We start from the raw sequence: 21,141 nt of genomic DNA, 5'->3' as shown, positions 1-21,141 counted from the left end.
CAGGGGGAAATTCCTCCCCCGGGGCCGATGCCCGACGCGGGTGCCGCCTACGCCGCCCGGTAGGCGGCGGTCAGCTTCTCCACCGCGGCCCGGTACCGGCCGGTCAGCAGCAGGTGGTCGGCCTCGGCGAACGGCTTCGCCACCGCCGCGGTGACGTCCTGCCCGACCCGCTGCTGGACCAGCAGGCGGGCCTTGGTGACGGCCGCGCGGCCCGCCTCCCCGGCGCCGGCCCGCTCCGCCGCCCCGGCCGCGGCGCCCAGCGCCGTGAGGGCCGGCAGGCCCCCCTGCGGGACGCTGGTCAGGGTGGTCAGGCCCCAGCCGTACGGGTACTGCGGGTCGTACGCGGCGTCCCCGACGTTGATCGGCAGCTGGGCCTGCGACCTGGGCCAGGTCACGGGCAGCTGCCCGGTGAAGGGCCGCCTGCCGTAGAGCACGTCCGCCACGCCGTCGCCCTCCGTGCCGGGCAGCCAGGACGCGACCAGCGCGTCGATCGCGCCGAGCCGGTCGCCGAGGAGCTGCGGGCGTCCGGAGACGATCAGCACCGCGCACCGCATCGCCGCGCAGACCGTGTCGACGGCCCGCTGGTCGGCGGGGCTCAGCTCCAGGTCGTGGCCGTTGCCGACGTCGCCGACGCCCTCGGCGTACGGGGTCTCGCCGACCACCACGACGCCCACGTCGTGCCCGGCCGTGGGCGCCGAGGCGTCCTGGGACCAGGTGACCTCCCCGCCGGCCGCGCGGATGCCCTCCAGCACGGTGGTCCCGGGGGTGGTGTCACCGGAGGCGCCCTGCCAGGTGACGGTCCAGCCGCCGCTCTGGTTGCCGATGTCGTCGGCGTTGGACCCGGCGACGTACAGCTTCTGCGCGGGCTTCAGCGGCAGCAGGCCCCCGCTGTTCTTCAGCAGCACCTGCGACTCGGCCACCGCCTCCCGGGCGACCGCCCGGTGCGCGGCGGAGCCGATCTCCGATGCGCCGCGGGTGTCGGCGTAGGGCTGCTCGAAGAGGCCCAGCCGGAACTTCTGCGTGAGGATGCGGGAGACCGCGTCGTCGATCCGCCGCTCGTCGATCCGGCCCGCCCGCACCTCGTCGACGAGGGTGGTGCGGAAGTCGCGGTAGGCGTACGGGACCATGATCATGTCGAGGCCGGCGTTGACCGACGTGCGGACGTCGGAGGCGTAGTCGCCGGGCAGCTGGTCGATGGCCGCCCAGTCGCTGATCACGAAGCCCTCGAAGTCCAGCCGGTCCTTGAGGACGCCGTTGATCATCTCGGCGCTCGCGTGCATCTTGACCGGTCCCCGGTCGTCGCCGAGCAGGTCGAGGGAGGAGTAGGACGGCATGACCGTGCCGACGCCCCGCTCGACGGCCGTGCGGTACGGGGCCAGGTGGACGGCCTCCAGCTCCTCGCGGGTGACCGTGGTGACGCCCTGGTCGACCGTGTAGGTGCCGGTGGTGGAGGAGCCGTACGCGGTGCCGCCGTCGGCCACGAAGTGCTTGGCGGTGGCCAGCACCTTGTCGGCGCGGTCCAGGTCCCGGCCGTCGGCGCGGCCCTGGAGGCCCTGGATCACCGTCTCCATCGCGTCGACCAGCGCGGGGTCCTCGCCGAAGGACTCGTAGGAGCGGCCCCAGCGTTCGTCGCGGGTGACGCACAGGCAGGGCGCGAAGTCCCAGGGGACGCCGGTCGCGCGCACCTCGGCGGCGGTCACCGCGCCGGTCTCGTAGGCGATGTCCGGGTCCCTGGTCGCCCCGATGCCGATGTTGTGCGGCATGATCGTCGCGCCGGCCACGTTGTTGTGTCCGTGCACCGCGTCGACCCCGTAGATCAGCGGGATCTGGAAGCGGGTCGCCCGGGTGCGCAGCTGGAAGCCGTCGATCATCTTCGCCCAGGCCTCGGGCGTGTTGGGGGTCGGGGCCGAGCCGCCGCCGGAGAGCAGCGAGCCCAGGTCGTAGGCGGCGACGTCCCCGGCCTCGGTGAGCGCGCCGCGCTCGGCCTGGGTCATCTGGCCGGCCTTCTCCTCCAGGGACATGCGGGCCAGGAGGTCGGCGACCCGCTTGTGCACCGGCAGCCGGCGGTCGAGGTACGGCAGCCCGTGCGCGTCGATCACGACCTGCGGGGTCTCGGCGGGCGCCCTGGCGCCGGTGACCGCCAGCTTCAGGGGGATCGTCTCGGCGGGTTCGGCGGTCCGGTCCTTGCGGGTGGGGATCCGCACGGTGTGGGTGGTGCCGGACGCCGTGCCCGCGGGGAAGGTGTACGCGCCCCGGACGGGGGTGTGGTCGGCGCCGGAGGCGGTGCCGCCGCCCGTCTCGTAGGTCACGGTGACCGGCTGGTCGAGGGGCGCCTCGCCGGTCGTGGCGACCGTGAGCCGCACCGTCGCCGCGCCGCCCTCCCGCACCGGGTACACGGCCGAGTCGGTGCGGACGGACGCGCGCAGCGACTGGTCCGCCGCTCCGTACAGCTCGACGGCGTCCATGGCGAAGTCGCCCTTGACGCCGGCGGGCAGCGTGACCGCGTACCCCCACATCCCGGTGAGGCCGAGGACGTGGTCGATGCCGCCGACGGGCTGGTAGTCGGTTCGGTAGGTGAAGTCGGTGAAGGGGATCTCGATCTGCTTCCAGCCGGTGAAGTCGTCGGTGAAGGACGTCGTCCACAGCTCGGAGGCCCCGCCGTGGGCACCGCCGTCCTTGAGTTCGAAGGCGATCCTCTCGCCGTTGTTCCGGCCGTCCCACCAGAAGCGGACGCCCTGGTGGGCGGACCAGTCCTGGGCGGGCCCGGCGGCGGGGAATTCGTGGGTGAAGCCGCCGTAACCGCTGATCTCGTAGGTGCCGGAGAGGACCTTCTCGCCCTCGGGGGCGTCGTCACGGGCGGTCAGGGCGAGGGCGGGCGGGTCGTCGGTGTCGCCGCCCCAGGTGAAGATGCCCCCGGCGGGCGGTTCGGCGAAGGGCACCTCGCCCTCGAAGCGGTCGACCGGCACGGGGGCGGGTTCGCCGGCGCCGGACGCCGTGGCCGCGGTGGCGAGCGGGAGCAGTCCGGTGAGCAGGGCGGCGCAGGCGAGCAGGGCGGTTCTTCGCATGGAACGTCCCTCGACTCTCGTAAGCCTCTGACGGCTCAATCCTCTTACGGCTTAGATCAGGGCGTGAGTTAACTGGGAGCCGGCGCCGCCGTCAAGACTTCACGCCAGAACGGGTACAGAGTCAACGGAAGACCGGATCAGGGGCGTTGTTTCTTCGACTGGTGAACACGCGCCTCGGGGACGGGCGTTCGGAGCCGTCATCTGCTCACGCCTCGCACGCCGCATCCCCGCCCAGAACTGCGGCGCCCCATGGGGAGATCCACCCGGACGGTCCGGCTGCTGATCGCCGGACGACGGGCGACGTGGTGAACTCGGCCGCGACCACGTGCCCGGACGTCACGGACAACTCCCCCGCGGACGGGGCGCGGGCGCGGATCGGGAGCCGCACCGGGGCCGCCGGCCGGCAGGGGCGGTTGCAGTAGGGTCGGGCGGCGGCCGGGCTGCGGAGCGGCGTCACCGGGCCCATGGTGGAGACACGGGCCGTGTCGGGCGCCCGTGACCTGGAGTCGAGATGACCACACCGCTGGATCTGCTGATCGTCGCCCTCAACCTCCCCTCCCGCCGCGAGATCGGGCAGGGCGACCTGTCGCTCGCCCTCGCCGGGGCGGAGCTGCTCGACCTGGCCGACGCCGGGGTGCTCACCGTGGAGGACGACCGCCTCGTGCCCGGCACCGGGCAGGGCACGGGCGACCGGCTGCTGGACGAGGCGGCGGCGGCGCTCGTCCGCCGGCCGCCGTACGAGACGGCCGAGGACTGGCTGTGGCGCCGGGGGCGCGGGCTGGCCCAGGCCTATGTCGCCGTGCTGGAGCAGGAGACGCCGGCCGGGGGCGGGCACCGCCACTGGCTGCGGCGGCGCAGCGAGCCGGCCACGGTGGCCGACTCGCCGGCCCGGCGCCACGCGGACGAGCGGTGGGCCGCCCACGAGCCCGTCCTGGTGGGTCTCGCGGGCGCGCTGGGCATCGAGGAACCGTCCGCGCCGGGGACGGGCGACGCCGCCGGCGGTCCGGCGGTGACCGTGCTGGCCGCCCTGGGCGACGCCCTGACGGAACTGGAGGCCGTCCGGCAGCGCCGCCGGGTCGAGCAGGACGCCTTCGACAACGTGTGGCGGGCCCCCTGACGGCGGCCGCCCCGGCCCCACCGGGCGCGTCCCGGGTGCGGGGCGCGGCCGGTGGGGCGCCGGTTACGCGGCGGGCTCGACGCCGGCCCTGAGCAGGCCGTAAGTGTAGGCGTCCTCCAGGGCCTGCCAGGAGGCGGCGATGACGTTGTCCGCGACGCCGACGGTGGACCACTCCCCCGTCCCGTCGGACGTGGAGATCAGCACGCGGGTGGTGGACTGGGTGCCGTGCACGCCCTCCAGGATGCGGACCTTGTAGTCGACGAGGTCCAGCTTGGCGAGCTGCGGGTAGATCTTCTCCAGCGCGACCCGCAGGGCGCGGTCCAGGGCGTTGACCGGGCCGTTTCCTTCGGCGGTCGCGACGATGCGCTCGCTCTTGGCCCACAGCTTCACCGTGGCCTCGTTGGCGTGGCTGCCGTCGGGGCGGTCCTCGACGATCGCGCGCCAGGACTCCACCTCGAAGTACTTCAGCGGCCTGCCCTCGACCTCGTCGCGCAGCAGCAGCTCGAAGCTGGCGTCGGCGGCCTCGAACGTGTAGCCCTGGAGCTCGCGCTCCTTGACCCGCTCCACCACCCGGCCGACCAGTTCGCGGTCGCCGCCCAGGTCGATGCCGAGCTCCTTGCCCTTGAGCTCGACCGAGGCGCGGCCCGCCATGTCGGAGACCAGCATCCGCATGGTGTTGCCGACCAGCTCGGGGTCGACGTGCTGGTACAGGTCCGGGTCGACCTTGATGGCGGAGGCGTGCAGGCCGGCCTTGTGCGCGAAGGCGGAGACGCCGACGTAGGGCTGGTGGGTGGAGGGGGTGAGGTTGACGACCTCGGCGATCGCGTGCGAGATGCGGGTCATCTCGCGGAGGCGGCCCTCGGGGAGGACCTTCTTGCCGTACTTCAGTTCCAGGGCGGCGACCACCGGGAACAGGTTGGCGTTGCCGACGCGCTCGCCGTAGCCGTTGGCCGTGCACTGGACGTGGGTCGCGCCCGCGTCGACCGCGGCGAGGGTGTTGGCGACCGCGCAGCCGGTGTCGTCCTGGGCGTGGATGCCGAGGCGGGCGCCGGTGTCGGCCAGCACCGTGGCGACGACCGCCTGGATCTGGGCCGGGAGCATGCCGCCGTTGGTGTCGCACAGGATGACCACGTCGGCGCCGGCCTGCGACGCCGTGCGGACGACGGCCTTGGCGTACTCGGGGTTGGCGCGGTAGCCGTCGAAGAAGTGCTCGCAGTCCACGAAGACGCGGCGGCCCTGCTCCCGCAGGTGGGAGACGGTGTCGCGGACCATCTCCAGGTTCTCGTCCAGGGTGGTGCGCAGGGCGAGTTCGACGTGCCGGTCGTGCGACTTGGCGACCAGGGTGATCACCGGGGCGCCGGACTCCAGGAGCGCCTTCACCTGCGGGTCCTCGCTCGCCTTCGCCCCGGCGCGGCGGGTGGCGCCGAAGGCGACCAGCTGGGCGTGGCGGAACTGGATCTCCTGCCGGGCGCGGGCGAAGAACTCGGTGTCCCGCGGGTTGGCGCCCGGCCAGCCGCCCTCGATGAAACCCACGCCGAAGTCGTCCAGGTGCCGAGCGATGGCCAGCTTGTCCGCGACGGTGAGGTTGATGCCCTCCCGCTGGGCGCCGTCCCGCAGGGTGGTGTCGAAGACGTGGAACGAGTCGTCGAGCTCGCTGGTTTCCGTCATGGTCTGAAGGCTCCTGATGTATGGATCTCGGTCTGTACCGGAATGACCGGCTCCACCGTCCCCCAATGATCCCTCGCGCTGGACTCCCGGCTGAAGGTGGGCCAGAAATGCGAAAAACCTCTCGCGGGTGCGAGAGGTCTGCGCGCGGGTCGAGGACGACGGTGTCCGTCCGTACCTGGTCGTACGAGCGGTCACTGCGGACCGGCGCGCCTGCTGCCAATAATCATCGTGGCGAACGAGAGCACGGAGGCAGTCTGGCACAAGCCGCCCCTCCTCTCACCGGTGTCTCAGGATACGGGCGGCACTCCCGCCGTCACGCCCCTCCGGCGTTCACCCCCGCACGGCGGCTGGGCAGCCCCTGGTGGCTGCGCGGCTGAGCCGTCAGCGGGCGGACGGGGCACCGTCCGTGGTCAGGGCGGCGTCGAGGAACTCGCGGACGTGGGCGAGGACCTGCGCCCGGTCGGTGCCCCGCAGGCCGATCGCCACGTGGATGGAGAAGCCGTCGAGCAGGGCGCGCAGCCGGGCCGCGAAGCGGTCCGGGTCGACGGCGCGGAACTCGCCGCGCGACATGCCCTCCGCGATCAGCGCGACCAGGTCGCGGTGCCAGGCGCCCTCGATGGCGGTCTGCCGGGCGCGGGCGTCCTCGTCGGCGTTCTGCGAGCGGTTCCAGACCTCCAGCCACAGCGTCCAGTGCGGGTCGCGGTGGCCGTCGGGCACGTACAGGCCGACGTACGCGTCGAGGCGTTCGCGGGCGCCGCCGGGCCGGCTGAGCAGGCGCCCGCGCTCGGCGCCCAGCCGCCCCTCGCTCCACTCCAGCGTGCGCAGCAGCAGTTCGTCCTTGCTGTGGAAGTAGTACAGGAGGTGGCCGCTGCTCATGCCCACCTCGCGGCCCAGCGCCGCCATGGTGAGCTTCTCCAGACCGCGTTCGGCGATCATCTCCATGGCGGCGGCGAGCACGTCCTCGCGAGGCGGCGCGTTCTTCCGCGCGCGGGCCGCTCCGGCCATCCGTGACCCTCCCGACTCCCGGCCTTCGGACCTTCAGGCCCTCGGGCCTTCAGACCTTCGGCTGCTGCTGGGTGATGCAGTGGACGCCGCCGCCCCCCGCGAAGATCGTACGGGCGTCCACCAGGGTCACCGTGCGCTCCGGGAACAGCCGGCGGAAGATGCCGGCGGCGAGTTCGTCACGGGGGTCGTCGAAGGCGCACAGGACGACGCCGCCGTTGCACAGGTAGTGGTTGATGTAGGAGTAGTCGGCCCAGTGCCCGTCGGCCTCCAGGACGGTCGGGGCGGGCACCTCCACCACCTCCAGGCTGCGGCCGCGCGCGTCGGTGGCGGACCTCAGCAGCCCGATCACCTCCTTGGTGATCTCGTGGTCGGGGTGCGCCGGGTCGGGCTGGTGGTGGGCGACCACGACACCGGGGCGGGCGAAGGCGGCGACGATGTCGACGTGGCCGAGGGTGCCGAAGCCGTGCGGGGGGTAGTCGCCGGTCAGGCCGCGGGGCAGCCAGACGGCCTTGCGGGTGCCGAGGTGGGCGTGGATCTCGGCCTCGGCCTCCTCGCGCGTCCAGCCCGGGTTGCGCTCGGGGCCGAGCTGCACCGTCTCCGTCAGCAGGACCGTGCCCTCGCCGTCGACATGGATCGCGCCGCCCTCGTTGACCAGCTTCGAGGCGTACGTCGTCGCGCCCGCGAGGTCCGAGACGTACGCGCCGACCTCCGCGTCGTGCTCCCAGCGGGCCCAGTCCTGGGCGCCCCAGCCGTTGAACGTCCAGTCCACGGCGGCCAGCCCGCCGGCGCCGTCGGTCAGGAACGTGGGGCCGACGTCCCGCATCCACGCGTCGTCGAGATCGCGTTCGACCGTCTCGACGCCCTCGCCCAGCAGGGCCCGCGCCTCCCGCGCCTGCCCGGGCCCGCACACCACCGTCACCGGCTCGAAGCGGCGCACCGCGCGGGCCACGGCGGCCCAGGCGCGCCGCGCCGCGGCGAGGTCCTCGGCGTCCTCGAAGGTGACGTTGGGGCCCGGCCACGCCATCCAGGTGCGCTCGTGCGGGGCCCACTCGGCGGGCATGCGGAAGCCGTCGGCGGCGGGTGTGGTCATGTCGCGGGTCCTTACAGGAAGTACAGGCGGTTGAGGGAGACGGAGTCGGCGGGCGCGGAGCGCAGCGGGTCGCCGTCGAGCGTGACCAGCCCGGTGCGCGGGTCGACGTCGACCTGTCCGGTGCGGGAGTTCAGGCGCAGGTCGGCCGGGCCGATGCCGCGGGTGCCGCGCACGGCGACCCGGCGGCGGCGGGTCGGCACGGTGTCGTGGCCCCGGTCGAGGGCGGCCCGGGCGACGAACGCGACCGAGAGGTCGGCCGGGGTCGCGCCGTACGCGCCGAACTGCGGGCCCAGCACCAGCGGTTCGCAGGTGTCGGTGGCCGCGTTGGGGTCGCCGACCACGCCGTACGCCGGGAAGCCGGCCTTCAGCACGAGCTGCGGCTTGGCGCCGAAGTACTCCGGGCGCCACAGCACGATGTCGGCGAGCTTGCCGGTCTCGATCGACCCGACCTCGTGCGCCAGGCCGTGCGCGATGGCGGGGTTGATGGTCAGCTTGGCCATGTAGCGCAGGACGCGCTCGTTGTCGTGGCCGGCGTCGGGGGCGCCGGACTCGGCCTTCATCTTGCCGGCCATGGCGAACGTCCGGCGGACCGTCTCGCCGGCCCGGCCCATGCCCTGCGCGTCCGACGAGGTGATGCCGATCGCGCCCAGGTCGTGCAGGACGTCCTCGGCGCCCATCGTCCCGGCGCGGATGCGGTCCCGGGCCATGGCGGCGTCGCCGGGCAGGTCGGGCTTGAGGTCGTGGACGGAGACGATCATGCCGTAGTGCTCGGCGACCGCGTCCCGGCCGAAGGGCAGGGTGGGGTTGGTGGAGGAGCCGATGACATGGGGCACCCCGGCCATCTTCAGCACGTTGGGGACGTGTCCGCCGCCGCAGCCCTCGATGTGGAAGGCGTGGATGGTGCGGCCCTCCAGCACCCGCAGGGTGTCCTCCACCGACAGGCACTCGTTCAGGCCGTCGCTGTGCAGGGCGACCTGGACGTCGTGCTCCTCGGCGACGCGCAGGGCGGTGTCCAGGGCGCGGGTGTGGGCGCCCATGTCCTCGTGCACCTTGAAGCCGGAGGCGCCGCCCTCGGCGAGGGCCTCGACCAGCGGGGCGTCGTGGGAGGACGAACCGCGGGCGAGGAAGCCGATGTTGACGGGCCAGGCGTCGAACGCGTCGAACGCGTGCTTGAGCGCCCAGGGCGAGTTGACGCCGACGCCCCACACGGGGCCGAACTCCTGTCCGATGATCGTGGTGACGCCGGAGGCGAGCGAGGCCTCCATGACGCGCGGCGACAGCAGGTGGACGTGGGTGTCGACGGCCCCGGCGGTGGCGATGAGGCCCTCACCGGACACGATCGACGTACCGGTGCCGACGACGACGTCGACGCCGTCCAGGGTGTCGGGGTTGCCGGCCCGGCCGATCGCGCTGATCCGGCCCTCGCGGATGCCGATGGACACCTTGCGGATGCCCTGCACCGCGTCGATCACCACGACGTTGCTGATGACGACGTCGCAGGTCTCGCGGACCGAGGCGGCCTTCAGGTGCAGTCCGTCGCGGGCGGTCTTGCCGAACCCGGCCAGGAACTCGTCGCCGTAGCGCTGGGAGTCGGACTCCACGCGGACGGTCAGGCCGGAGTCGCCGAGCCGGACGCGGTCGCCGGCACGGGGGCCGTGGGTGGCGGCGTACTCGTGCGGGGTGAGGCGGCGGGCCTCGGCGGGGTGGCCTCCGGGGCGGCTCATCGCCCGGCCTCCTGCTCGGTGGTGTCCGGTACGCCGAGGTAGCCGCAGGCGGCGGCGCGGCGCAGCGCCTCCGCGCGGGCGCCGGGCGCGTCCAGCGGCCCGTCGACCAGCCCGGCGAAGCCGATCGCGATCCGGTCGCCGCCGATCGGCACGAGCCCCACCTCGGCGCTCTCGCCGGGCCCGAAGCGCACGGACGATCCGGCGGGTACCGCGAGCCGCATGCCGTAGGCCGCCGGACGGTCGAAGTCCAGGCGCGGGTTGGCCTCGAAGAAGTGGAAGTGGGAGGTGACGGAGACGGGCACGCCGGCGGTGTTGGTGACCGTCAGCCGCAGGACCGGCTCGGGGTCGGTGTGCCCGGGTCCGGGCAGCAGCGCGCCCGGACCGCGGTCGCCGAGACCACCGCCGCGCAGGGGGTCGGAGACCACCGCGAGCCGTGAGCCGTCGTCGAAGACGGCCTCGACGTGCACCTCGGTGACGATGTCGGCGACGCCGGGCAGGACGTCGTCCGGCCCGAGCACCGAGCGGGCCCGCTCGACGGCCTCGGCGAGCCGGGCGCCGTCCCGGGCGGCCTCGCAGACGGTGTCCGCGATCAGCGCGGTCGCCTCCGGCACGTTCAGCCGCAGCCCGCGGGCCCGGCGGGCGCGGGCCAGCTCGGCGGCTCCGAAGAGCAGCAGCCGGTCCCGTTCGGTGGGGGTCAGTCTCATGACGCGGGCACCTCCTTGCCTCCCACAGTTTAGAGCACCACTCTAAACGGGAGGATCCGGTAGCCCAGATATTGACTGGCTCTCGCTCCTGTCATGATTGAACGCCGCTTCAAACTCTTGCCAGGCGCGGGGCAGGGCATACGGGGACCGGGACCGGGAGACCACGGGGCAGGGCATACGGGGACCGGGGCCGGGAGACCACGGGGTGGGGCCCGCCTGCCGCTGACGCGCACCGGCCCGACGCCAGGACGCCCCCGACGGCCAGGCCGATGCAGGCCCGGTGCCGGGGGCGTCACGGTGCTTGTGCCACCTGTCGCGGGACTATGCCAGCTGGTACATCCAGCCGTGCCGGTCCTCGGCCGTGCCGCGCTGGATGTCGAGCAGGGCCCGGCGCAGGCGCAGGGTGACCTCGCCGGGCTCGCCGCCCGACTGCTGCCACTCGCCGGTCGCTCGCTTGACCGTGCCGACCGGCGTGATCACGGCGGCCGTGCCGCAGGCGAAGACCTCGGTGAGGCTGCCGTCCGCCGCGTCGCGCTGCCACTGCTCGACCGAGACCCGGCCCTCCTCGGCCTCGTAGCCGAGGTCGCGGGCGACGGTGAGGAGGCTGTCCCGGGTGACGCCCTCCAGGATGGAGCCGGTGAGGGTCGGCGTGACGATCTTGTCGCCGTAGACGAAGTACAGGTTCATGCCGCCCAGTTCCTCGACCCACCGGTGCTCGACGGCGTCGAGGTAGCAGACCTGGTCGCAGCCCTTCGCCGCCGCCTCCGCCTGCGCGAGCAGCGACGCCGCGTAGTTGCCGCCGGTCTTCGCGTCGCCCATGCCGCCGGGGACGGCGCGGACGCGGTCCTCGGAGACCCAGATGGAGACCGGCTTGACGCCCCCGGGGAAGTAGGCGCCGGCCGGGGAGGCGATGACCAGGAAGAGGTACTCGTTGGCGGGCTTCACGCCCAGCCCGACCTCGGTGGCGATCATGAAGGGGCGCAGGTAGAGGGACTCCTCACCGCCGTGCGCCGGGACCCACGCCTGGTCCTGCCGCACCAGCGCGTGGCAGGCCTCGACGAACGTCTCGACCGGTAGCTCGGGCATCGCCAGCCGGCGCGCGGAGCGCTGGAAGCGCAGGGCGTTGCGGTCGGGGCGGAAGGTGGCGACCGAGCCGTCGGGGCGGCGGTAGGCCTTCAGTCCCTCGAAGATCTCCTGCGCGTAGTGCAGGACGTTGGTGGCCGGGTCGAGGGAGATCGGCGCGTACGGGACGAGCTGTCCGTCGTGCCAGCCGCGGCCCTCGGTCCACTTGATGGTGACCATGTGGTCGGTGAAGTGGCGGCCGAAGCCGGGGCTGGCGAGGATGGCCTCGCGCTCCGCGTCCGAGAGCGGGTGCGCGGAGGGCTTGAGCTCGATCGTGGGCGTCGTCATGAGTGGGTGTCCTTCACCGGTTGTAGTGACGGGCCGCGCTCACGCCCGTACTGCCAGTGGCCAGTGCTAGGACGTCCGAGCATTCCCTCATTCCGCGGCTCCGCGTTCGATTATCGCGCGCGGGGTGCCGTGGACGAAAAGGCGTGAATGCGACCCAGGGGTTGATGGTCGCACCCGGCGGGGACAGTGAAAAGCCGCCGGGTGCGGAATGCGACCCGGCGGCTTCGAAGTCTGCAGGCGCGCTGCAGCGGGGTGTCGAGTGCCTGGCGGGTCAGCCGGCTACTCGTACGGCGAGCGCGTCGCCGATCTCGGCGGTGCTGCGGGCGGGTCCGCCCGTGCGCTCCGCGAGGTCGGCCGAGACCGCGTCCTCGATCCGGGTGGCCTCGGCGTCGTGGCCGAGGTGGCGCAGCAGCAGGGCGACGGACAGGACCGTGGCGGTGGGGTCGGCCTTGCCCTGGCCGGCGATGTCGGGCGCCGAGCCGTGCACGGGCTCGAACATCGAGGGGTACGCGCCGGAGGGGTTGATGTTCCCGCTCGCGGCGACGCCGATGCCGCCGGAGACGGCCGCGGCGAGGTCGGTGATGATGTCGCCGAAGAGGTTGTCGGTGACGATGACGTCGAACCGCTCGGGCTGGGTGACCAGGTAGATGGTCGCCGCGTCGACGTGGATGTACTCGGTGGTGACCTCGGGGAACTCCTCGGCCACCCGGTTGAAGGTGTCGGTCCACAGGTGACCCGCGAAGGCCAGCACGTTGTTCTTGTGGACCAGCGTGAGCTTCTTGCGCGGGCGGGCCTGGGCGCGGGCGAAGGCGTCCCGGACGACGCGCTCGACACCGAAGGCCGTGTTCACGGAGACCTCGGTGGCGACCTCGTGCGGGGTGCCCTTGCGGATGGTGCCGCCGTTGCCGGTGTACGGGCCCTCGGTGCCCTCGCGGACCACCACGAAGTCGATCTCCGGCTGGCCGGCGAGCGGGGTGGCGACGCCGGGCAGCAGCTTGGAGGGGCGCAGGTTGACGTGGTGGTCGAAGGCGAAGCGGAGCTTGAGCAGGAAGCCGCGCTCCAGGACGCCGGACGGGACGCTCGGGTCGCCGATCGCACCGAGCAGGATGGCGTCGTGCCGCTTGAGGGCGTCGAGGTCGGCGTCGGTGAGGGTCTCGCCGGTGGCGTGGTAGCGCCGGGCGCCGAAGTCGTACTCCTGGGTCTCCAGCTTCACATCCTGCGGAAGGACGGCGGAGAGGACCTTCAGGCCTTCGGTCACGACCTCCTGGCCGATTCCGTCACCCGGGATCACTGCGAGATTGATGCTGCGAGACATGCGGGCACCCTACCTCTCGTCCCAGGGGATGACACGACGTGTCCGCGATACGGACAGGGTGGTGCGGGCGGAAACGGCGGCGGAGGCCGGCCTCAGTGGCCGGTCTCGCCGCCGTTGTCGCGGCGGTCGAGGGCGCGCTGGAGGGCGGCCGCGGCGTTCTTGCGGTCGGACTCGCTCGTACGGGAGGAGTGGCGGACTCGGCGGCGGACTGTCGTCTCGGCCATGGGGGATCGACTCCTTCGAAGCATGGAGTGCGGCAGAGGATTGCGAGACGCCGGAGGGGGCGGCGGAGCGGTGCCGCAGGGGTTGCCTGCACGGAGGCCCGGCTCACGACCGCCCTTCGCTGGATCGAGCGAGACGTTCGGCTCCTACAAAACTAAGCGAGGGCGGAGCGTCTGTCCCCACAATTACTCGGACTTCCTACTATCTGAGACGGCGAGACCGGCCGCACCGGTCCGACCAGCGCTTTTCGCTAGAGCACGTCGCCGTCGCGCCAGTCGAAGAGGAGTTCGGCGTCGGGGTCGTCCCCGTCGGCGGGGACGGGCCACACACAGGTGGAGCCCTCCTCGTCCGGCAGCCGGACCACGCCGTCGGGGCCCAGCGCGCACAGGCGCCCGCCGCATACCCGCCGGCCCCGGGCCGCGCAGAGCCGGGCGCCGTCGTCGCCGGCGGACAGGGCGACGAGGTCGTAGGCGCGGGCGACGACGCCCTCCAGGGCGGCCGTGACCGTGCCGCCGTGACCGCGCCGCCGCGCGTCCGCCCGTACGGCCACGCCCTCGGCGCAGCCGACGCGCAGCCGGCGTCCCCCGTACCGGGCCCGCCGCATCACGACCGCGCCGTGCGCGACGAGCCCGCGCTCGTCGTGGACCAGGGCGTGCATCCCGCCCAGGGTGTGCCCCCAGTCCTCGTCGGTGAGGTCGCCGTCGAAGGCGTCGCGCACCAGCGCGCGGGCGGCGGCGAGTTCGGCGGGGGCCAGGTCGGCGGTGTGGGCGGTCATGACGCCAGTGTCGCGGGGGCGGCGCCCGGCTCCCCCCCCTTAATTCCGCTCGCCGCGCGGGATCCGGCCCGCCTACGGTTCGCCCATGACCGAACTCGGCACCGAACGCCTGCTCCTGCGCTCCTGGCGGGAGTCCGACCGCGCCCCCTGGTTCGCGCTCAACACCGACCCGGAGGTCCGCCGGTACCTGCCCGGCGTGCCCGACCGGGCGCGCACCGACGCCGGCATCGACCGCTTCCAGGCCGGCCTGGACGCGCGGGGGTGGGGGTTCTGGGCGGTCGAGGTGCGGGCGACCGGCGTGTTCGTCGGCTTCTGCGGGCTCGACCCGGTCGAGGAGGGCCAGCCCTTCACCGGCGTCGAGGCGGGCTGGCGGCTGGCCCGCCCGGCCTGGGGCCACGGCTACGCCACGGAGGCCGCCCGCGCGGTGCTGGACTTCGGCTTCGCCGCACTGGACCTGCCCGAGATCCTCGCCGTCACCGCGCCCGGCAACCGGCGCTCGCGGGCCGTCATGGAACGCCTGGGCATGACGTACGACCCTGCGGACGACTTCGACGACCCGAACGTCCCCGAGGGCCCGCTGCGCCGCAGCGTGCTGTACCGCCTGCCGAGGCCCCGGGCGGCCGGCTGAACGCCGGACGGGCCGGGTCCCGCGCGGGAGACCCGGCCCGTCGGGGCCCGTCGGGGCTCAGCCCATGTGCGGGTAGGTGTGGTCGGTCGGCGGGACCAGCGTCTCCTTGATCGCGCGGGTCAGCGTCCACCGCGTCAGGTTCTGCGGGGCGCCCGCCTTGTCGTTGGTGCCGGACGCGCGGCCGCCGCCGAAGGGCTGCTGGCCGACGACGGCGCCGGTCGACTTGTCGTTGATGTAGAAGTTGCCCGCGGCGTAGCGCAGCTTCTCCATCGTGTACGCGGCGGCGGCGCGGTCGTTCGCGATCACCGAGCCGGTCAGGGCGTAGTCGGAGACCGACTCCATCTGGGTCAGCATCTCGTCGTACCGGTCGTCCTCGTAGACGTGCACGGCGAGGATCGGGCCGAAGTACTCGGTGGTGAAGACCTCGTTCTCCGGGTCGGTGCACTCGATGACGGTCGGGCGGACGAAGTACCCCACCGAGTCGTCGTAGGAGCCGCCCGCGACGATCGTGCAGGACGGGTCCGACGTGGCGCGGTCGATGGCGGCCTTGTTCTTGGCGAAGGACCGCTCGTCGATGACGGCGCCGATGAAGTGGGACAGGTCGGTGACGTCACCCATGGTCAGGTGGTCGACCTCGGCGGCGAACTCCTCCTTGAAGCCGTCGTTCCAGAGGGACGCCGGGATGTACGCGCGGGAGGTGGCCGAGCACTTCTGGCCCTGGTACTCGAAGGCGCCGCGGGTCAGGGCGGTCTTGAGGACCGCGCGGTCGGCGCTCGGGTGGGCGACGACGAAGTCCTTGCCGCCGGTCTCGCCGACCAGGCGCGGGTAGGCGCGGTACTTCTCGATGTTGGCGCCGACCGTCTTCCACAGGTACTGGAAGGTCCTGGTGGAGCCGGTGAAGTGGATGCCGGCGAGGTCGCGGTGGTGCAGGGCCACCTCGGAGACCTCCAGGCCGTCGCCGGTGACGAGGTTGATGACGCCCTTGGGCAGACCGGCCTCCTCCAGCAGCTGCATCAGCAGCACGGCGGCGTGGGTCTGCGCCGGGGACGGCTTCCACACCACGACGTTGCCCATCAGGGCCGGGGCGGTCGGCAGGTTGCCCGCGATGGCCGTGAAGTTGAACGGCGTGATCGCGTAGACGAAGCCCTCCAGCGGGCGGTGGTCCAGGCGGTTCCACACGCCCGGCGAGTTGGCCGGGGGCTGCTCGGCCAGGATCCGGCGGGCGTAGTGGACGTTGAAGCGCCAGAAGTCGACCAGCTCGCAAGGGGTGTCGATCTCGGCCTGCTGGGCGGTCTTGGACTGGCCGAGCATGGTGGAGGCGGCCAGCGTCTCGCGCCACGGGCCGGCCAGCAGCTCGGCGGCGCGCAGGATGATCGCCGCGCGGTCGTCGAAGGACATCGCACGCCAGGCCGGGGCGGCGGCGAGGGCGGCGTCGACGGCGTCCTGGGCGTCCTGCCGGGTGGCGTTGCGGTAGGTGCCGAGGACGGCCTTGTGGTTGTGCGGCTGCACGACCTGGAACTCCTCGCCGCCGCCCATCCGCTTCTCGCCGCCGATGGTGCAGGGCAGGCCGACGGGGTTCTCGGCCAGCTCCTTGAGCTTGACCTCCAGCCGGGCGCGCTCGGGCGAGCCGGGGGCGTAGCCGTGCACCGGCTCGTTGACGGGGGTGGGGACCTGGGTCACAGCGTCCATGTGTTCCGTAACTCCTTGACTAGGGCGGGTGGTGCGGGCTCAGCCCTTGGTGACCATGGAGCGGACGAAGAACCGCAGGTTGGCGGGCTTCTCCGCGAGCCTCCGCATGAAGTAGCCGTACCAGTCGGTGCCGTACGCGGTGTACACGCGCATGCGGTGACCTTCGGCGGCGAGCCTCAGGTGCTCCTCGCTCCGGATGCCGTACAGCATCTGGAACTCGTACTCGTCCAGCTTGCGCCCGGCGTGCCGGGCGAGCTCCTGCGCGATGGAGATCAGGCGCGGGTCGTGGGACCCGATCATCGGGTAGCCCTCGCCCGCCATCAGGATGCGCAGGACGCGCACGTACGCCTTGTCGATCTCGTGCTTCTGCTGGTACGCGACCTCGGCGGGCTCCTTGTACGCCCCCTTCACCAGCCGGACCCGGCTGCCGTCCGCCGCCAGGCGGCGGGCGTCGGCCTCGGTGCGGAAGAGGTAGGCCTGGATGACGCAGCCGGTCTGCGGGACGTCCCTGCGCAGCTCCTCGTGGATGGCGAACATCGAGTCGAGGGTGGTGTGGTCCTCCGCGTCCAGCGTCACCGTGGTGCCGATCGCGGCGGCGGCCTCGACGACCGGGCGGACGTTGGCCAGCGCCAGCTCGTGCCCGCCCTCCAGCGCCTGGCCGAACATCGACAGCTTCACCGACACCTCGGCCCGCTCGCCCAGCTCCAGCGGCTTGAGCCGGTCGATCAGCTCCAGGTAGGCGTCCCGGGCGGCGGCGGCCTGCTCACGGGTGGTGATGTCCTCGCCGACGACGTCCATCGTCAGCGCCAGCCCCCGGCCGGTGAGGTCCTCGATGACCGGGACGACGTCGTCCACCCGCTCACCGGGGATGAAACGGTCCACGACCCGTTTCGTCCCCGGTGCCGCCGTTATCAGGCGTCGCATCCGGTCGCTGCGCGACGCGGCGAGAATCACGGGACCCAGCACGGGGCACCTCCACAACACGACCAGCACGAGGCCGACACCCGACGCTTCGGGCACGGCACGGAGAACCACCGTGAAACCTAAGGATCCCTCCGATCGTCGGCCATCGACAGCTGTCACGCATCCGTGCCACGGATCTCAGACACCTGTATGAAGGGATGCGGGGCATGCGGGAGAATGCCTGCGTGACGGCCGATCACCGGGGTGACTACCAGGAGCTGGTCGACGAGATCTCCGAGCTCCTCGGCGCCCCCGCGACCCTGGAGAACCGCGACTTCGAGCTGATCGCCTTCGGCGCCTACGACAGCGAGGACGACCTCGACCCGTCGGCGCTGGACCCGGTGCGCACCCGCTCGATCCTCACCCGCCGCTCCACCGCCGCCGTCCGCGCCTGGTTCGAGGGCTTCGGCATCACCCGGGCGACCGGCCCGGTCCGCATCCCGCGCACCCCGGAGGCGGGCGTGCACCGGGGCCGGGTCTGCCTTCCGGTACGGCACCGCGGGGTCGTCCTCGGGTACGTCTGGCTGCTCGGCGGCGAGCCCGGGCCCACGGACGCCCAGCTGGCCGCCGCCATGGAGGTGACCGGCCGGATCGGCGCGCTGCTCGCCGACGAGGCACAGGCCGGCGCCGACCTCACCCGGGAGTTCCGGGCGGTGCTGACCGCGGAGCGCGGCTGGCAGCGCGACATGGCGGTGGCCGCCCTGCGCACGGCCCTCGGCCCGCGCGGCGAGGGCCCGCACGCGGTGGTGTGCGTGGCGCCGTGGCCCTCGGCGAACCCCGAGGACGCCCCGTCGGCCCGGGCGGTGCCGCACACGACGGCCCTGTGCACCGTCCCCCGGGGCACGACGGGGCAGAGCCTCGCGGTCCTGGTCCGGCTGCGCTCCACGGACGTCCGCGCCCCGGCCGTGACGGCGGCGAACCGGCTGCTGAAGGGGGGCGCGCGGGCCGGCGTGGGCGACCCGCGCGCCGGCCTCGCCGACCTGGACACGGCCTGGCGGGAGGCGACGGCGGCGGCCCGCGCGGCGCTGGCCGAACCGCGCCTCGGCCCGGTGGCCGAGTGGTCCCGCATCGGCCCGTACCGCCTGCTGACCGCCCTCCCGCCTAAGACCGCCCACGACCCCGCCGTCGCCCCGCTGCTCTCCCCCGCCCAGCACGAACTCGCCCGCACCGCCGAGGTCTACCTGGACTGCGCGGGGCAGGCCGCCCGCACCGCCGCGGAACTGGGCATCCACCGGCAGACCCTGTACTACCGGCTGTCCCGGGTGGAGCAGCTGACGGGGCTCGACCTGGACGACGGGGAGGACCGGTTGCTGCTGCACATGGCGCTCAAGGGCGCCCGGCTGTGAGCGGCCCGGGGGTGTCGCGGGACGCCTCCGCGGCGGGTGCCGGTGGCAACGGGGACGTTGGGGCGCGTGAGGTCCGGTCAGGCGCGTGAAGAAACACCGGAGCAGGCGGAGGACGGCGATACGGAACCCGCGTGGTGTCTCAAGGAGCGCGGGGACATGCTTCATGCTTTTGGACGGGATGTCGTCACTCCGCGCCACGGCCCGCGACCTGTGCGGCGCCTACGACGTGGTGCGGACGGCCCCGAGCGCGATCTGCCGGGTGGCCGCCCTGCCGGCCCTGGCCGTCGGGCCCCCGCGCCCGGCCGGGGCGTGACCGGGGTCCTCGCCGCGCGCGGCCCGGTTGCGCGCCGCCGCGGCGGCGTCGGCTCACCGGCGCCGCGCGGGGTGCGGACACGGCAACGCCGGACAGACCGACCATGTCAGCCTGCCCGGCGCGGGGAGAGGGGCCGCTCAGACGAGGTTCACCGAGCGGGCCGACGTGGCGCCGATCTCCGCGGCGACCTCGGCCAGCACCCCGGCGGGCACGGTGTCGTCCACGGTGAGCACCGCCAGCGCCTCGCCACCGGCGGCCGCCCGCGACACCTGCATCCCGGCGATGTTGATGCCGGCCTCGCCGATGATCCGGCCCACCGTGCCGACGACACCCGGCCGGTCCTCGTACCGCAGGACGACCATGTGGTCGGCGAGCGCGAGGTCCACGTCGTAGTCGCCGACCGCCACGATCTTCTGGAGGTGCTTGGGACCGGTGAGCGTGCCGGAGACCGACACCTCCTCGCCGTCGCCGAGGGTGCCGCGCACGGTCACGACGTTGCGGTGGTCGGGCGACTCGGAGCTGGTCGTCAGCCGCACCTCGACGCCGCGCTCCTGCGCGAACAGCGGGGCGTTGACGTACGACACCGTCTCGTCGACGACGTCCTCGAAGACACCCTTGAGCGCGGACAGCTCCAGCACCTTCACGTCGTGCTGGGTGATCTCGCCGTAGACCTCGACGTCCAGCCGCACGGCGACCTCACCGGCGAGCGCGGTGAAGATCCGGCCGAGGTGCTCGGCGAGCGGCAGACCCGGCTTGACGTCCTCGGCGATCACGCCGCCCTGGACGTTCACCGCGTCCGGGACCAGCTCGCCGGCGAGGGCGAGCCGCACCGAGCGGGCGACGGCGATGCCGGCCTTCTCCTGCGCCTCGTCGGTGGACGCGCCGAGGTGCGGGGTCGCCACCACCTGGTCGAACTCGAACAGCGGCGAGTCGGTGCAGGGCTCCTTGGCGTACACGTCGAGACCGGCGCCGGCGACCCGGCCCTCCTTGAGGGCGGAGTACAGCGCCTCCTCGTCGACGATCCCGCCGCGCGCGGCGTTGACGATGCGCACGCTCGGCTTGACCTTGCGCAGCGCCTCGGCGCCGATCAGGCCCAGCGTCTCGGGGGTCTTGGGCAGGTGGACGGTGATGAAGTCGGAGACCTCCAGCAGCTCGTCCAGCGACAGCACCTTCACGCCCATCTGCGCGGCGCGCGCGGGCTGCACATAGGGGTCGTAGGCGACGACCTTCATGCCGAAGGCGGACATCCGCTGGGCGACCAGCGCGCCGATCCGGCCGAGGCCGACGACGCCGAGGGTCTTCTCGGCCAGCTCGACACCCGTGTACTTGCTGCGCTTCCACTCGCCGTTCTTCAGCGCGGCGTTGGCCTGCGGGATGTTGCGGGCGGTGGCGAGGATCAGACCGCAGGCCAGCTCGGCGGCGGTCACGATGTTGGAGGTGGGGGCGTTGACGACCATCACGCCGGCCTTGGTGGCGGCGGAGACGTCGACGTTGTCCAGGCCGACACCGGCTCGTGCGACGACCTTGAGCTTGCGCGCGGCGGCGACGGCCTCGGCGTCCACCTTGGTGGCGGAGCGGATCAGGATCGCGTCGACGTCGGCGATGGCGGGGAGCAGCTCGGCGCGGTCCGCGCCGTTGCAGTGCCGGATCTCGAAGTCCGGGCCGAGCGCGTCCACGGTCGCGGGCGACAGCTCTTCAGCGATGAGTACGACAGGTTTCGAGCTCACGTGAGTCCTCACAAGTCCAGAGCATGCGGACGGCCGTCCCGACGGCCGCAGGCGGAGGAGGGGCTAGCCGCGTGGAAGACGCACGACGCTGTGGGCCTGACGCGTATGTATACGGCAGTGTAGTGGCGCTGCCTGGGTCGTCTTGCGCCTCTGCGGAAGGATCACTCGTCCGTGGCTGGACGAGGTGGACAACGGGGCCGGAGCGCACGCTCCGACCCCGCGGTCATGAGGCTTACGCCTCCTCGTTGACCCAGGACATCAGCTTGCGCAGCTCCTTGCCCGTGGTCTCCAGCAGGTGCTCCGAGTCCTGCTGCTTGTACTCGTTGTACTTCTTCAGACCGCCGTGGTACTCGTCCATCCACTGCTGGGCGAACGAGCCG

17 protein-coding genes and 1 pseudogene are annotated in these 21,141 nt (G+C 73.0%); 4 read left to right on the top strand and 14 right to left on the bottom strand.

Features of this window, described 5'->3' with window-relative positions; translation table 11 throughout:
• Window positions 1-47: 47 nt before the first annotated feature.
• A complete protein-coding gene (locus tag ACFF45_RS09770) occupies window positions 48-3,065 on the bottom strand; it encodes a glycoside hydrolase family 3 protein (RefSeq protein ID WP_381344683.1) in 3,018 nt (1,005 codons plus the stop codon).
• A gap of 511 nt (window positions 3,066-3,576) precedes the next feature.
• Here ACFF45_RS09770 and ACFF45_RS09765 point away from each other — a divergent pair.
• Complete coding sequence (locus tag ACFF45_RS09765; RefSeq protein WP_381344680.1) at window positions 3,577-4,182, top strand: GOLPH3/VPS74 family protein; 606 nt, start codon at window positions 3,577-3,579, stop codon at window positions 4,180-4,182.
• Window positions 4,183-4,245: 63 nt separating this feature from the next.
• On the opposite strand, the gene cimA is transcribed toward ACFF45_RS09765, so the two are convergent.
• The 9 genes from cimA to ACFF45_RS09720 all read right to left on the bottom strand — a co-directional run bounded on the left by cimA (window position 4,246) and on the right by ACFF45_RS09720 (window position 14,095).
• The gene (gene cimA / locus ACFF45_RS09760) at window positions 4,246-5,850 is read right to left on the bottom strand and encodes a citramalate synthase (RefSeq protein WP_381344677.1); all 1,605 of its coding nucleotides are present in this window, start codon (window positions 5,848-5,850) and stop codon (window positions 4,246-4,248) included.
• A 381-nt stretch (window positions 5,851-6,231) separates the two neighbouring features.
• The gene (locus tag ACFF45_RS09755) at window positions 6,232-6,855 is read right to left on the bottom strand and encodes a TetR/AcrR family transcriptional regulator (RefSeq protein ID WP_381344674.1); all 624 of its coding nucleotides are present in this window, start codon (window positions 6,853-6,855) and stop codon (window positions 6,232-6,234) included.
• Window positions 6,856-6,904: 49 nt separating this feature from the next.
• On the bottom strand, window positions 6,905-7,945 hold the full coding sequence (locus tag ACFF45_RS09750; protein ID WP_381344671.1) for an agmatine deiminase family protein: 1,041 nt from the start codon (window positions 7,943-7,945) through the stop codon (window positions 6,905-6,907).
• An 11-nt stretch (window positions 7,946-7,956) separates the two neighbouring features.
• Complete coding sequence (locus tag ACFF45_RS09745; RefSeq protein ID WP_381344668.1) at window positions 7,957-9,669, bottom strand: urease subunit alpha; 1,713 nt, start codon at window positions 9,667-9,669, stop codon at window positions 7,957-7,959.
• A complete protein-coding gene (gene ureA, locus ACFF45_RS09740; RefSeq protein ID WP_381344665.1) occupies window positions 9,666-10,373 on the bottom strand; it encodes an urease subunit gamma in 708 nt (235 codons plus the stop codon). The genes ACFF45_RS09745 and ureA overlap by 4 nt, the downstream gene beginning before the upstream one ends.
• Before the next feature lie 321 nt (window positions 10,374-10,694).
• A complete protein-coding gene (locus ACFF45_RS09735) occupies window positions 10,695-11,783 on the bottom strand; it encodes a branched-chain amino acid aminotransferase (RefSeq protein WP_381344663.1) in 1,089 nt (362 codons plus the stop codon).
• 271 nt (window positions 11,784-12,054) lie between these two features.
• Window positions 12,055-13,098: a 3-isopropylmalate dehydrogenase gene (locus ACFF45_RS09730; protein ID WP_381344660.1), complete on the bottom strand. Its 1,044-nt coding sequence runs from the start codon at window positions 13,096-13,098 to the stop codon at window positions 12,055-12,057.
• A gap of 92 nt (window positions 13,099-13,190) precedes the next feature.
• Window positions 13,191-13,322 carry a hypothetical protein gene (locus ACFF45_RS09725; RefSeq protein WP_356562089.1) on the bottom strand — a complete coding sequence of 44 codons (132 nt, stop codon included), beginning with the start codon at window positions 13,320-13,322 and terminating at the stop codon, window positions 13,191-13,193.
• A 248-nt stretch (window positions 13,323-13,570) separates the two neighbouring features.
• Window positions 13,571-14,095, bottom strand: coding sequence for a GNAT family N-acetyltransferase (locus tag ACFF45_RS09720; RefSeq protein ID WP_381344659.1), 525 nt, complete (start codon window positions 14,093-14,095; stop codon window positions 13,571-13,573).
• Between the two features lie 85 nt (window positions 14,096-14,180).
• Between ACFF45_RS09720 and ACFF45_RS09715 the strand changes: the two genes are divergently transcribed.
• Window positions 14,181-14,723 (top strand): GNAT family N-acetyltransferase, encoded by a 543-nt coding sequence (locus ACFF45_RS09715; protein WP_381344656.1) that lies wholly within the window; start codon window positions 14,181-14,183, stop codon window positions 14,721-14,723.
• 57 nt (window positions 14,724-14,780) lie between these two features.
• Here ACFF45_RS09715 and pruA read toward each other — a convergent pair whose 3' ends face one another.
• Window positions 14,781-16,412, bottom strand: a complete 1,632-nt coding sequence (gene pruA, locus ACFF45_RS09710; protein ID WP_381344653.1) for an L-glutamate gamma-semialdehyde dehydrogenase — start codon at window positions 16,410-16,412, stop codon at window positions 14,781-14,783.
• A gap of 39 nt (window positions 16,413-16,451) precedes the next feature.
• Entirely contained in the window at window positions 16,452-17,378 is a 927-nt protein-coding gene (locus tag ACFF45_RS09705; protein ID WP_381344650.1) for a proline dehydrogenase family protein, read from the bottom strand.
• Between the two features lie 164 nt (window positions 17,379-17,542).
• On the opposite strand from ACFF45_RS09705, the gene ACFF45_RS09700 reads away from it, so the two are divergent.
• Window positions 17,543-18,721, top strand: coding sequence for a PucR family transcriptional regulator (locus ACFF45_RS09700; RefSeq protein WP_381344648.1), 1,179 nt, complete (start codon window positions 17,543-17,545; stop codon window positions 18,719-18,721).
• A 178-nt stretch (window positions 18,722-18,899) separates the two neighbouring features.
• Complete coding sequence (locus tag ACFF45_RS09695; protein ID WP_381344645.1) at window positions 18,900-19,034, top strand: hypothetical protein; 135 nt, start codon at window positions 18,900-18,902, stop codon at window positions 19,032-19,034.
• Between the two features lie 137 nt (window positions 19,035-19,171).
• Here the strand turns inward: ACFF45_RS09695 and serA are convergent, their stop codons facing one another.
• Both serA and ACFF45_RS09685 read right to left on the bottom strand, forming a co-directional pair.
• Window positions 19,172-20,761, bottom strand: a complete 1,590-nt coding sequence (gene serA / locus ACFF45_RS09690) for a phosphoglycerate dehydrogenase (protein WP_381344643.1) — start codon at window positions 20,759-20,761, stop codon at window positions 19,172-19,174.
• A gap of 232 nt (window positions 20,762-20,993) precedes the next feature.
• Window positions 20,994-21,141, bottom strand: a pseudogene (locus ACFF45_RS09685) (ketol-acid reductoisomerase); the annotation flags it as partial.

The sequence above is a fragment of the Streptomyces cinereospinus genome (assembly GCF_042430725.1).
GTDB classification, from domain to species: domain Bacteria; phylum Actinomycetota; class Actinomycetes; order Streptomycetales; family Streptomycetaceae; genus Streptomyces; species Streptomyces cinereospinus.
Note: the sequence above shows the minus strand (reverse complement) of the source record. Positions and strands in the feature narration are given on the sequence as shown.